Raw genomic sequence first — 13,759 nt, forward strand, 5'->3', positions numbered from 1 at the left:
ATCTAAACCTATCTGCGTCGGTTTTAAAGAAATATGTGCATCCACTTTATGCTCATGAATGGCGTCGATGACCTTCAAAATTTGTTCTTTTGCCTCAGTGGCCTCTTCTTCTTTAAAAACGAATTCCCCTAAGTTATCGACCGTACATGAAATTCCATGTGCGTTGAGTTCTTTAATACTTTGGATTACTTCAGGTATATTAGTACCAGCTACGACACTTTGTGCACCTAATTTTAAACCGTATTTTTTAGCTGTACTATTCAAAAATTGATTTTGTGATAAACCCATAAAAATGTCTTTCAACATAGTGATTATCCCCTTGCTGTTGTTTTTACCATTATTATAGCATACGCTTTCAATAAAATTTATTTTGCGAATTTTCCAACATAAAGTCCCTGAAACTGATTACAAAAAAGGGTAATTCTGTGTTAGAGATTTTGTTTTAATACTTTTTCACGAACATAATTAAGGTGTACATACATCGCATGAAATGCTTGATAGGGATCCCTTTTAACTAAGGCATCATATATGGCCAAATGATGCTCAAGGGTTCTTTCTCGTTCTCGTACTTTTATGTGGCTGTCAATTTTTCTAAGTGTGATGTGTAAGGAATCAATCATCCCTTCCACGATCGGATTATTTGCACTTAAGGCAATAATTCGGTGAAATTCATTATCCGCTTCCCCATAATTGTCATCTTTACAGTTTGCAATAAAATCAATCGTTTCTTTTAATTCGCTAAGCTGCTCATTATTAATCTTTTCAGCCGCCATCGTTACTAAGCCTAATTCCAAGGCCATTCGTGCTTCTACCATAGCTGGAATATTATCATGCGCTAGTGCTAGCATAACGGAATAAGGATGACTGCCGATTTTATTGTTAAAAAAAGTACCTTCACGCGTTTTTCGGGAAATAACACCTAGTGATTGGAGTGAACTTAGAGCCTCTCGTAAAACAGGCCGGCTCACCTCAAGCTTTTCCATCAGTTCCATTTCAGTCGGGAGTTTGTCTCCAGGTTTCATCTGCCCACTAATTAATAATTGGATAATACTTTCGACAACTTGCTTAGATAGAGTATTTCGATTTACTGATTCAACAGTTATATTTTTGGGAGAACCAACCATCTTCTCGCTCCTTGGATTTTAATCTTTTTGTAGAACTACTGATATTATATCTGTTATCGACAGTTTTCTACAATTGATATAAAAAATAGCTGCCGAAATTTCGACAGCTGCTTTTGTTTTTATAGGAATTAATAGTCGAAAACAATGAAAATGTTGTCTGAATCCAGCTCCAGCGCCATTTATTTTAGTTTTATCACTCGGCATATATTTTCTGCAGCGAAAGCTAAATTGGTTTCCCCTTTTTCCAAAGCTTCTGTTAAATTGGTCACACCTGGCAAGATTCCAATAATGGCATTAAATCCATGATCATATAATGGTTCGACACCATTTCCGATTCGGCCTGCAAATGCTATGACAGGAACCGAATGCTTTAAAGCAATGCTTGCAACCCCATAGGGTGTTTTCCCATATAAAGTCTGGCCGTCAATACTTCCCTCACCTGTAAAAACATAGTCGGCACCCTTGACTCGCTCTTCAAGACCGGTATATTCAATAACTAGTTCGACACCCTTTTTTAACTGAGCATTTAGAAAAGCAACTAACCCGGCACCTAATCCACCAGCCGCTCCGGCCCCTTCCATAAAGGCAATTTCTTTACCTAGTTTTTGTTTGATCAAGTTTGCATAAAGTGATAAATTCCGATCAAGTAGTTTTACCATCTCAGGGCTTGCCCCTTTTTGCGGACCAAAAATAGCAGATGCCCCATTATCCCCAATGAGAGGATTGGTGACATCACAGGCTACATCAATCTTAACTGCGAATATTCGTTCATCCAATCCACTGACATCAATGGAGTGCAATCGACCTAAAGCCCCGCCGCCAAAGGAAAGTTCTTCACCATTCTGATCTTTAAAAGAGACACCAAGCGCTTGGAGCATTCCAGCCCCACCATCATTGGTTGCACTCCCGCCGATGCCAATTAAGATGCGGCTAACCCCCTTATCAAGGGCATGTTTAATTAATTGACCCGTTCCAAAAGTGGTGGTTACTAATGGATTACGATCCTCAGGATGGATCAATTCTAGTCCACTTGCTGTTGCCATTTCTATCACAGCTGTTTGCCCTTCTCCTAATAGACCAAATTCGGCGATTCTTTTTTCCCCTAATGGTCCAATGACTTCTGTTTTAATCATTTCCCCATTCGACATACTTACAAGTGACTCCACAGTTCCTTCTCCACCGTCTGCCATTGGAACAATCACGCATTCGGCATCAGGGAACACCTTTAGGATTCCTTTTTCCATGGCAAGGGCAGCTTTTTTCGCCGTCATACTTTCCTTAAATGAATCAGGCGCTAACACAAACTTCATACCCATCTGTCCTTTATATTTAAATTAGAAAAACATTTTTTTATAAAATTGTAACATGACTCCGATACACAAATTTTATGGTCTTCTCACTGAATTCTCAACTTTTATTTATATGAAAAAACGAGGGTGACCTCACAGCCACCTTAATCAACCAAGAATTTTTATATAAAGAGCGGAGAATTCAAGGGCAAATGAAAGAGGAGTTTATGTATCATTGGATTTTTCGAACGGATGACTATGACCAAGCATTTATTAATAACGGAGAAGCTGTGGGGATTAAACTCGATATTGATAGAATAGCAGTCATTGTAAAAGGAAACAGTCTTAAAGAGCCAAATTTATTGACTATTTAACTAATAAGGATATCGAATTTGAAGAAATCAGCAACTTTTATCGTGAACTTGAGTCAAGTCCAAAAGGTATGGAACTAATAGAGACTTGAATTAGCTTTATTGAGAATAGTGGTGATATGAATGCTATTTCAGCAGAGCTCCATATTCATCGCAACAGTTTAGCTTATCGTTTGCAAAAAATCGAGTTGTTAACCAACAAAAATCCCAAAAATTTTATTGATTTATTTCAACTCTTCACAGGCTATGTGCTTCATAAAATAAAATATTCAACTATTGACTAAAAACCATCAGATGAAAAAAAAGAATGAAATTTTATTTTCTGATCGATATTGATATTAACGCTAGATATTTGTTATAATAAAGTGGTTTTAACATTATTGAGGAGGAACATTTTTTTATGTCAATCGAGGTAGGTACTAAGGTTCAAGGTAAAGTAACAGGCATCACTAGTTTTGGAGCATTCGTAGAATTGCCAGGTGGAACAACAGGGCTAGTTCATATCAGTGAGGTAGCAGACAGCTATGTAAAAGACGTAAACGACCATTTAAAGGTTGGCGACCTAATTGAAGTTAAAGTAATTAGTGAGAAGGACGGAAAGACTGCCTTGTCCATCAAAAAAGCTATAGATAAGCCCGAAGGACAAACCTCGTCTTATTCCCAACGTCCACCACGTCAGGGAAGAGTAGATAACCGTTCTAAAGATTTCCGTTCAAAGAGCAATTTTAAACCAAAGGAAAATTTCGAAGATAAAATCGCGAAATTTTTGAAGTCTAGTGAAGAAAATTTATCTACCTTAAAACGCAGCACTGAAACTAAACGGGGCGGCAGAGGCGGAAGACGCGGATAACGCATCGTTTTAAATACTACTAATAGATATGAAAAGGCAAACATGGCGTATGTCACCGTGTTTGCTTTTTTTATGCAGATGTTCTTCCTTGGACACCTTTTACCATGACAAAAAAGACAGGAATACCTCCCCTGCCTTTTTGTGATTATTTATTAGTCGTGAAAATTGGTACCGTCCGTGGTAGCTTTGATGATCTCGGCACGAATGACAAAATCACCGAAGTGCTCGCCCACTTCACGTTCTTTCGCATATCGAGAAAGTAAAACGCGTAGTTCACTTAAGATTTCTTCTTCGCCAATGTTTTCAAGGTACATCTTGCTTAAACGGCTGCCATCATGCGCAGCGCCAAGATACATGTTGTATTTTCCTGGTGCTTTCCCGATAAAACCAATTTCCCCAAGGGCATGTCGGGCACAGCCATTCGGACACCCTGTCATACGGATCGTAATTTCCTTATCGCCCAGTCCATTTTCATCCACGATCGTATCAATTTTATCAATTAATGATGGTAAATAGCGCTCTGCCTCTGCCATCGCCAAACCACAGGTTGGGAGAGCAACGCATACCATTGAACTGCGGCGCAGCGCGGAATAATGCTTACCATCAGTTAAACCGTATTGCTCAATAAGGTCATTTATTTTTTTCTTCTTCTGAGTGGAGACATTTGAAATAATAACGTTCTGATTTCCAGTCAGATGAAAATCGCCGGTATGGACCTTTGCGATTTCACGCAAGCCGGTCTTAAGCTTGTAATTATCAAAATCAGCGACACGTCCGCCCTCAATAAACAGCGTGAAATGCCATTTTCCTTTTACTCCCTTGACCCATCCATAATGGTCACCATTATGGTCAAAATGGTACGGCTTTGCTTCATCTAAATTCCAGCCAAGTCGATGTTCGAGCTCAGCCTTAACAGTTTCTAAACCTAATCTATCGACTGTGTACTTAAAACGAGCGTTTTTACGGACAGATCGGTTTCCGTAGTCCCTTTGAATCGTAATCGTTTTTTCGGCTACATCATATAATTGTTCAGGTTTACAGAAGCCAATCACTTTTGCAAGCTGTGGATAAGTTGCTTTATCCCCGTGCGACATTCCCATTCCGCCGCCAATTGCTACGTTAAAACCGATTAGTTTTTCATCTTCCACAATCGCAATAAAGCCAAGGTCCTGTGAAAAAACATCAATATCATTTCCTGGCGGCACAGCGATTCCGATTTTGAACTTCCGTGGCAAGTACAGCGGACCATACATTGGTTCGACTTCGTCGAATTCCGGTGTTCCTGCTACTTTTTCTTCATCCAGCCAAATTTCATGATACGCTCTTGTGCGCGGCAATAAATCATTGCTCAGCTTTTTAGACCATTCATATACTTCTTCATGAATCTCAGATTGATATGGATTTGAAGAACACATAACGTTACGATTGACGTCGCCGCAAGCAGCAATGGTATCCATAAGGGCATGATGAATCCCCTGAATTGTGCTTTTCATATTCCATTTTAAAATCCCATGCATTTGGAACGTTTCACGAGTAGTCAGTTTCAAAGTTCCATTACCATATTTATCAGCAAGATCATCCATTACGAGCCATTGATCAGGAGAAGCAACCCCTCCAGGCAATCGGACACGTAACATAAACTGATAAGCAGGTTCAAGTTTTTGTTTGGCACGCTCATTACGGAGGTCGCGATCATCCTGTAAGTAACTGCCATGATGTTTCATTAGCCGGTTATCATCATCAGGAATTCCGGCACTTATCCGGTCTTGCATTACTTCTTTAAGAGTCCCGCGCAAATAATTACTTCTTTCTTTAATACCTTCTACATCACTTGGCGGGCCTTCAGGCGCTTTTAAAATTTGATTAACCATGGTGAAACTCCTTTCCATCCCAAATCAGTATACGTCACGCTGATAACGTTTTTGCTGCTGCATCTCGGCTAGATATTCTACCGCTTTTTCACGGCTTAAGCTGCCTTCTTTTTCAATAATTTCAATTAATGTGTTATGAACATCATGTGCCATATTTTTTTCATCCCCACAAATGTATAGGTGTGCACCTTCTTCAAGCCATTCATATAACTCTTTACTATGCTCAAGCATGCGGTGCTGGACATACACTTTTTCAGCCATATCACGTGAAAAGGCAACATCCATTTTCGTTAATACGCCGTTTTGCAGCCATTTTTGCCATTCTGTTTGATAAAGGAAATCTGTCACAAAATGCTGGTCCCCGAAGAAAAACCAAGATTTCCCTTCAGCGCCGATTTCTTCGCGCTCTTGCATAAAGGAACGAAACGGTGCTGTACCAGTCCCTGGGCCAACCATAATGATTGGGGCATCTGGATTCATTGGAAGTTTAAAGTTGTCGTTATGTTGGATATACACTGGCACTGTATCACCTGGCTGCAGACGCTCCGCTGCCTGAATCGAACAAACGCCTTTTCGTTCACGTCCGTGTGCTTCATAACGTACAGCTCCGATTGTTAAATGAACTTCATCAGGGTTAGCTGCTAAACTGCTCGAGATCGAATATAGTCGGGACGGCATTTTCCGAAGAATGTCGACAAACTCTTGAGCCGATCCAATCCATGGAGTGAAATCTCGGGATAAATCAAGTAAATCACGGCCATCAATGTACGTTTTTAATTTTTCTTCATTACCTGGAGAGAGAAGTTCCTGTAAATTTTGATTAGCAGAAAGGCGGGCTGCCTTCTCAATCAACGGTTTCGTTAATGTCGTAATTTCAAAGTGAGAGATAAGTGCGTCTTTAAGCGGGAGACTTTCTCCCTTTTTATTCACAGTTACCAGTTGTTCTGGATCCCAGTTCATTTCCTCCAAGAGTAAGGTAACAAGCGCATGATCATTTTCTGGATAGATACCTAGACTATCACCAGGTTCAAAAGTAAGACCTGACCCTTCAAGCGACAACTCAAGGTGATGCGTTTCTTTATTCGAGCCGCGGCCGTTCAGATTAATATTTTCAAGTACTTCTGCTCTAAATGGATTAGATCTGGAGTAGGTAGATTCTACAATCTGAGTTACCTGTTCTTGTAATGGAACTTTGCTGCCTCCGTCTCCTTCTTTTAAGTTACTTAGAACACCCGCAAGCCATTCAGCTGCTGGTTCATCGTAATCAAGGTCACAGTCAAAGCGCGGGTAAAGTCTTAAACCGCCTAGTTCCTCTAAACGTTTATCAAAATCTTTTCCTGTTTGACAAAAGAACTCATACGAACTGTCACCAAGTGCCAAAATAGAGAAGCGTAGATGATCTAGTTTAGGAGCCCGTTTACCATGTAGAAATTCATGAAAGGATAGGGCATTATCAGGCGGTGTACCTTCTCCATGGGTACTTGCGACGATCAGTAAATTCTCGACCTTTTTTAAATTGTTAGGTTTAAAATCGCTCATCGCTAAGACAGTTACTTGAAAACCATCTGCCTCAAGCTTCTTGGCAGCCTTCTTTGCAAGTCCTTGAGCATTTCCTGTCTGTGAACCAAAAAGGATGGTCACATCTTTTGAAATAGTCGGAGCCGTATTAGCACTAGATAGTTCTGCTACCTGTCCATTCCCTTCCCCTGTAACCGACGAGAATTGGGCTGCTGCCAAAAAACCGCTCAGCCAAACTTTTTGTGATTCTGTCAACGTAGGCAGAATGCGGTTTAGAAGCTCTGCCTGCTCCTGATTAAAAGGACTGTTCAATACTTGAAGTTGCACCAAAATCCACCTCACTAAGGATTAATAACTTATCGTGATCATTTATTTATCATGACTTGTTTCAACAATTCTTATAATACATACTTTTCAGTCAAAAAATGATTAATATAATAATAGTTTTACTATTCCTATAAGTCAAGTCGGTTTTAACGAATTAAACGATTAAAATCTAATTTCTTGGATTACGTTGATTGCTTTCATAAAAACTACATCATTTTATTAAAAAAATGGCGCAATGTTGCAGCGATACGTGACATTTTCCAATGTTTTGGCAGTTGTCACGTCACTCAGTCCTCATTGCGCCGGGTAAAAGAAAATGCTATCGATTTCTTCTGTTTCGGTTACGCAAAAACGTAGGGATGTCGATAGACTCCTCTACATCTTCTCCGTAGCTTCCATAATCATGCGAAGGTTCAACTTGATTTACCGGTTCCTGTATAGGTTGGGTTTGGAATTGGATTCTTGATGGTCCATCCTTTTGGATTGGGGCAGAAGGACTTTTAGTTCGTGCCTGTTTATCAACAAAGCCAGTCGCAATTACCGTTATCATGATCTCATTTTTAAAATTTTCGTTAATAATCGAACCAAAAATCATATTTAAATCTTTATCTGCCGCAGAGGCGACAAGATCAGCTGCCTCTTGCACTTCATATAGACTTAAATCTTTCCCACCTGTAATATTCATGAGGATCCCTTGGGCTCCGTCAATCGAAGTTTCTAATAATGGACTGGAAATAGCTTTTTTGGCTGCCTCTACTGCTCGTCCATCCCCTTTAGCAACCCCAATACCCATAAGAGCCGTGCCTTGATTACTCATAATGGTCTTAACGTCAGCGAAATCCAGATTAATTAATCCAGGTACGGCGATTAAGTCAGAAATTCCTTGAACACCTTGACGAAGGACATTATCTGCCTCTCGGAACGCTTCAATCATCGGTGTTCTTTTATCAACAATCTGCAAGAGGCGATCATTTGGAACAATGATTAAGGTGTCAACCGCTTGACTCATTAACTCAATTCCGTTTGCAGCATTTGAGGCACGTTTACGACCTTCAAATCCAAACGGACGAGTCACAACCCCAATCGTCAACGCGCCAAGCGCGCGGGATATTTCTGCAATTGCAGGTGCAGCACCCGTTCCTGTACCTCCGCCCATTCCAGCTGTGACGAAAACCATGTCTGCTCCTTTTAGTACATCTTCCAGTTGCCTTCTGCTCTCTTCAACCGCTTTTCTACCTACTTCTGGATTAGCGCCAGCCCCTAATCCTCGTGTTAATTGTGCGCCAATTTGCATTTTAATCTCTGCTTTTGATAAGTTTAGTGCTTGCGCGTCTGTATTGACTGCAATAAATTCGACACCTTGAACGCCGCCCTCAATCATCCGATTGACAGCGTTATTCCCGCCGCCGCCAACACCAATTACTTTTATTCTAGCTACTTGATCTATATCCATGTCAAAATCCCACATATTAATCCTCCTGCACATCCGTTTAATATTTGCCTCACTATTTAAAAAAATCTTAGTTTTATATAGTCTAGCAATCGATTAACTAACAAATGCTCTGTTGTTGTATGTATTATTTTTTTTCTTATTCGTATTTTACCAAAATAATAGCGGATTTAATATAGTAAGCTAACACTCAATTCAGATAAATTTTGTTGAATTTTGTAGAAAATTTTAACAAAAATGTTAAATTAATAAAACCATTTTGAAAAGCAGTACTTTTGAAATACATCTTTCGATAGATATCAAGTTAGTTGATAGGATAGCGATAACTAATACTATCAGAATGCTAGCACGATGATATCATCAAGCTATTTTGATTCAAAATGGAAGAAGTATTCGTAATGTCAGCATTAAGAGGAATTACCTGTTCAAATTCACTTGACATACAAAAAGCACACTTGTGAAGTGTGCTTTTTGCAGGATCAGTATGTACGTTTATAAAGCGGGAACTTCCATCCCCATTTGACTCCATTCTTCGCGTGCTGGCCCATATACTCCTGGCACAGTTAATCCAGCTTGGCGCATAAGGACGGTCATTTGACCACGATGATGGATGATGTGCTTAATCAACAGAGAGAGAGTAACTCCTTTTGGCATATCCATACCAAAAACATTTTTCATATCTTTTAAAGATGCATCTGTCCATTGCTGCTTAACTGCGTCCATTGTGTCAGCACTAACCTTGCGAAATGTATCAGCAATTACTTTTGCTGAAGATGGTACGTCATTTCCATTCTCAACTTTTTCTATAGATATGCCAAACTCGTTGAGCATTTCTGGTGTGCTAGCTACAACATGCCACGCAATTCTCCCTAACGTACGGTCATTTGGGGATACCGCTTGTTGCAGGGATTGGTCTGTCAGGACATCTAACACCTTTTGAGTAGAGGATGCTTCTTGATTCCATTCCCCGATAAATTCAGATATAGAAGTATACATGATTCTTTCCTCCAACATTCATAAATTTTTACAATAAAAGTATACCATTTATGTTAAAAATAGGGAAATTTCCCACTAAAATCAATAAACTGTTTAATACTCCTCAACCGTTGAAATATATGGTAGGTTTCGATACTTTTGTGCATAATCAATCCCATAGCCGACAATGAATTCATCTGGGATGACAAAGCCAACATAATCAACCGGCAAGTCTACTCTCCTTCTTTCGGGCTTATCTAATAGCGTGCAAATTTTTATTTGTTTCGGATTATGTGATTTCAAATGGCCGCGCAAGAAATGCAAGGTCAGGCCACTGTCTATTATATCCTCAACCACTAAAACATTCTGACCGGTAATATTCGCATCAAGGTCCTTTAGTAATCTTACTTTACCCGTTGTTGCTGTTTCATCTCCATAGCTGGATACTGAGATGAAATCAATTTTGATATCCCCCTTCATCTCACGAATCAAATCGGCAGCGAAGATAAATGATCCTTTAAGAACAACGATTAGAACAATGGCTTCATTATTAAAATCACTTTCAATTTGCTCGGCTAATTTCTTTACTCTGTCTTTAATTTTGGTTTCGGAAATCATCACATCTTTTATTCTGTATGCCACAAAATACACCCTCTTTTAATAAAATAGGCTCTGTAAATGGATAGTGGTGATTTTTGTAATATTCACTCCCTTTCCGCGGTCTCACCTGGCTCACGTTCCCGCAGGAGTGTCGCGAATTTTGCAAAAATCATTTCATTAAAAATCTACCTTTTAATTTAACAGGGCCAAAAAATAAAAACCAATACGAAAAACCAATTAGTTTGATTTTTCGTATTGGCGATGATTATTATACACCTTTATATGCTTGACGGTAAATTTCGGCTAATTCTATTACTAATGGCAGCTTCGGATTGGCTGTGGTACATTGGTCTTCAAATGCCCGGTCTGCTAAATAGTCTACCTTGTTTTCGAACTCAACTTTATTAATATTATTTGCTTTAAGACTCATTGGAATTTCAAGTTCTTTTGCTAGTTTGATAATAGCTTGAACAAGACTCTCTACACCTTCCTCAGTGGTGTTTGCAGGTAAACCTAGTATTCTGGCAATTTCAGCATACCGTTTGTCAGCTTTAAAATGGTTGTACTTCGGAAAAGCTGTAAATTTTTTCGGTTTGGTTGCATTATAGCGAATAACATGCGGCATCAGGATTGCATTCGCCCGTCCATGTGCAATATGGAATTCGGCACCAAGTTTATGAGCTAAACTATGGTTAATACCTAAAAATGCGTTAGCAAAGGCCATGCCGGCAATGGTTGAAGCATTATGAACCTTTTCACGCGCTTCTTCATCCTGTCCGTTTTTGTAGGCTCTTGGCAGGTACTCGAATACGAGTTGGATTGCTTTAATTGCCAGGCCATCGGTAAAGTCATTCGCCATACACGAAACATAAGCTTCAATCGCGTGTGTCAAGACGTCCAACCCCGTATCGGCAGTAATATGTTTAGGTACGGTCATCACAAATTGCGGATCAATAATCGCCACGTCAGGAGTCAATTCATAATCAGCAAGCGGATATTTAATATTTGCTTCTTTATCTGTAATCACCGAGAAGGAAGTTACTTCCGAACCTGTTCCAGAGGTCGTCGGAATAGCCACGAATTGTGCCCTTTGGCCGAGATGTGGATATTTAACAATTCGTTTTCGAATATCTAAGAATTTTTGTTTTAAGCCAAAGAATTCAGTATCTGGATGTTCGTAAAATAACCACATTCCTTTGGCTGCATCCATGGCAGACCCGCCGCCTAATGCGATGATTACATCAGGCTGGAAATTAGCCATCATTTCGGCACCCTTCATCACTGTTTCAATGGATGGATCCGGTTCAACATCTGAAAAGATTTCGCAATGCACATAATCTTGACGTTTTCTTAAATAGTATAGCACTTTATCTACATAGCCTAATTTCACCATTCCAGGGTCTGTGACGATAAATGCTTTTGAAATCTTCGGCATTTTTGCTAAGTACTGTGTAGAGTTTTTCTCGAAATAAATTTTAGACGGAACTTTAAACCACTGCATATTTATATTCCTTTTGGCTACTTTTTTAATATTGATCAAATGAATGGTGCCCACGTTTGTAGAAACTGAGTTTCCGCCATACGTTCCACAGCCAAGGGTCAAGGACGGCATATAGGCATTGTATATATCACCAATCGCACCTTGTGAAGATGGGGCGTTGACAATAATTCGGCCTGCTCTCATCCGTAAGCCAAACTTTTGAATTACCGTTTGGTCAGTGGTGTGAATGACAGCTGAGTGACCTAACCCACCGAACTCCAGCATATCTTCTGCTCGTTTTAGTCCTTCCTCAAGACTGCCTACCTTGTAACATGCGAGCACTGGGCTTAATTTTTCCCTTGAAAGCGGGTAGTCTGGTCCAACACCTTTTATTTCAGCAATAAGGATCTTCGTATGGTCTGGAACCTTTACTCCTGCCATTTCAGCGATTTTAGAAGCGGCCATCCCAACAATAGCGGCGTTAACCGCACAGGACTGTTCATTAATGACTAATTTTTCCACCTTCGCTTTTTCTTCCTCATTTAAAAAATAACAATTATTTTCCATCATTTCTTGTTTTACATCGTCGTAAATTTCTTTATCTATAATAACTGCTTGTTCAGATGCACAAATCATTCCATTATCAAACGTCTTTGATAAAATTAAGTCATTTACTGCTTGATGAAGATTCGCCGTTTTTTCAATATAGCAAGGGACATTTCCTGGCCCTACACCTAGAGCAGGCTTCCCTGAACTGTATGCTGATTTAACCATGCCCGCACCCCCAGTGGCAAGAATTAATGAAATTTTGGAGTGGTTCATTAAAGCTTGGGTTGCTTCGAGCGATGGTATTTCGATCCATTGGATGCAATTTTCTGGAGCTCCCGCCTTGATTGCTGCATCTCTAAGAACCCTTGCCGCTTCGCTGCTGCATTTTTGAGCTGATGGGTGGAAGGCAAAAATAATTGGATTTCTGGTCTTTATCGAAATAAGTGCTTTAAACATAGTGGTCGATGTTGGGTTGGTTACGGGTGTTACTCCCGCAATAACTCCCACGGGTTCCGCAATTTCAATCATTCCTTCAAGTTCATTTTCGTTAATGATACCAACGGTTTTATCGTATTTGATATTATGATAAACATATTCTGTAGCAAACATGTTTTTNNCCCCTCTCCCTGTTTCGTCAACCGCTAATTTCGCAAGCGGCATGTGTTGGTCAAGACCAGCCAAGGCCATTTCTTTGACAATTTCATTAATCATTTCTTGGTCAAAGTTACGGAATTCATCCAAGGCTTTTAGACCCTTCTCCACCAAAACATTAACCATCTTTGTTACATTTTGCTTTTCTTTAACTGCCGTTTCTACCACTGTCATCGTAATACCTCCGTTTGATTTAGTTTTTGTGAAGTTTTTCACAAATGTTTATAAAAAATATAAACAATCAAGTTGGCATTTTCTTTGGGTGTCTTATTTGTGAAGTTTTTCACATTATCTGTTAAAAATAAAAACATTTCACTTGATTTTTACGCAATTTGTTATTCACACACAGGATTACGCGGTATCTTTTCGAATAAAATGTCGGTTAGAACTTTCGAATACTTCTTAACAATGATCACGTAATTTACGGTCCAAATATAGGCAGGAACGTCTACATTTTCTTTGAAATACATTGCCTCAAATTCGTCACCAACTGATTCTTCGAATGTTTCCAGTGTATAAGTTTCAGAATCGGTCGAGAAGGTTTTCCATTCACAAACCATCATGTATTTTCACTCCTTATTTGTTTATGAATTGATCATAACATGAAATTTGGAAAATAGTTTGTGAAATGTTGAACAAAGTGTGAATCATGGTAAATTATAGTTTTTATGTCGGTCGCAGTCCTTCTGGGAGGTTGACAGTGC

The 13,759-nt window shown here is 39.5% G+C and carries 12 protein-coding genes and 1 pseudogene; 3 read left to right on the forward strand and 10 right to left on the reverse strand.

The annotated features are described in order from the left end of the window. From V7137_RS27680 to V7137_RS27690, 3 genes and pseudogenes are all read right to left on the reverse strand, one after another. A pseudogene (locus V7137_RS27680) lies at window positions 1–306 on the reverse strand (proline dehydrogenase family protein); the annotation flags it as partial. Between the two features lie 122 nt (window positions 307–428). Continuing rightward, on the reverse strand, window positions 429–1,124 hold the full coding sequence (locus V7137_RS27685; RefSeq protein WP_335701038.1) for a FadR/GntR family transcriptional regulator: 696 nt from the start codon (window positions 1,122–1,124) through the stop codon (window positions 429–431). A 179-nt stretch (window positions 1,125–1,303) separates the two neighbouring features. Then, on the reverse strand, window positions 1,304–2,434 hold the full coding sequence (locus V7137_RS27690) for a glycerate kinase family protein (RefSeq protein ID WP_335701039.1): 1,131 nt from the start codon (window positions 2,432–2,434) through the stop codon (window positions 1,304–1,306). Between the two features lie 206 nt (window positions 2,435–2,640). Between V7137_RS27690 and V7137_RS27695 the strand changes: the two genes are divergently transcribed. From V7137_RS27695 to V7137_RS27700, 3 genes are all read left to right on the forward strand, one after another. After that, window positions 2,641–2,787 (forward strand): hypothetical protein, encoded by a 147-nt coding sequence (locus tag V7137_RS27695; protein ID WP_335701040.1) that lies wholly within the window; start codon window positions 2,641–2,643, stop codon window positions 2,785–2,787. A 98-nt stretch (window positions 2,788–2,885) separates the two neighbouring features. Next, on the forward strand, window positions 2,886–3,068 hold the full coding sequence (locus V7137_RS30820; protein ID WP_420490189.1) for a helix-turn-helix domain-containing protein: 183 nt from the start codon (window positions 2,886–2,888) through the stop codon (window positions 3,066–3,068). Between the two features lie 116 nt (window positions 3,069–3,184). Continuing rightward, entirely contained in the window at window positions 3,185–3,634 is a 450-nt protein-coding gene (locus V7137_RS27700; RefSeq protein ID WP_218347309.1) for a S1 domain-containing RNA-binding protein, read from the forward strand. A gap of 152 nt (window positions 3,635–3,786) precedes the next feature. Here V7137_RS27700 and cysI read toward each other — a convergent pair whose 3' ends face one another. From cysI to V7137_RS27735, 7 genes are all read right to left on the reverse strand, one after another. Beyond that, on the reverse strand, window positions 3,787–5,505 hold the full coding sequence (cysI, locus tag V7137_RS27705) for an assimilatory sulfite reductase (NADPH) hemoprotein subunit (RefSeq protein WP_335701041.1): 1,719 nt from the start codon (window positions 5,503–5,505) through the stop codon (window positions 3,787–3,789). Between the two features lie 24 nt (window positions 5,506–5,529). After that, window positions 5,530–7,350, reverse strand: a complete 1,821-nt coding sequence (locus V7137_RS27710; RefSeq protein ID WP_335701042.1) for an assimilatory sulfite reductase (NADPH) flavoprotein subunit — start codon at window positions 7,348–7,350, stop codon at window positions 5,530–5,532. 319 nt (window positions 7,351–7,669) lie between these two features. Then, window positions 7,670–8,818 (reverse strand): cell division protein FtsZ, encoded by a 1,149-nt coding sequence (gene ftsZ, locus V7137_RS27715; RefSeq protein ID WP_335701043.1) that lies wholly within the window; start codon window positions 8,816–8,818, stop codon window positions 7,670–7,672. 474 nt (window positions 8,819–9,292) lie between these two features. Continuing rightward, a complete protein-coding gene (locus V7137_RS27720) occupies window positions 9,293–9,796 on the reverse strand; it encodes a DinB family protein (protein WP_335701044.1) in 504 nt (167 codons plus the stop codon). A 93-nt stretch (window positions 9,797–9,889) separates the two neighbouring features. Beyond that, window positions 9,890–10,417, reverse strand: coding sequence for a hypoxanthine phosphoribosyltransferase (hpt, locus tag V7137_RS27725; protein ID WP_335701045.1), 528 nt, complete (start codon window positions 10,415–10,417; stop codon window positions 9,890–9,892). Window positions 10,418–10,643: 226 nt separating this feature from the next. Further along, window positions 10,644–13,229, reverse strand: coding sequence for a bifunctional acetaldehyde-CoA/alcohol dehydrogenase (gene adhE, locus V7137_RS27730; RefSeq protein ID WP_335701046.1), 2,586 nt, complete (start codon window positions 13,227–13,229; stop codon window positions 10,644–10,646). 161 nt (window positions 13,230–13,390) lie between these two features. Then, window positions 13,391–13,618 (reverse strand): hypothetical protein, encoded by a 228-nt coding sequence (locus tag V7137_RS27735; RefSeq protein ID WP_335701047.1) that lies wholly within the window; start codon window positions 13,616–13,618, stop codon window positions 13,391–13,393. Between the last annotated feature and the right edge of the window lie 141 nt (window positions 13,619–13,759).

It is taken from the genome of Neobacillus drentensis (assembly GCF_036962765.1).
GTDB lineage: Bacteria > Bacillota > Bacilli > Bacillales > Cytobacillaceae > Neobacillus > Neobacillus drentensis_C.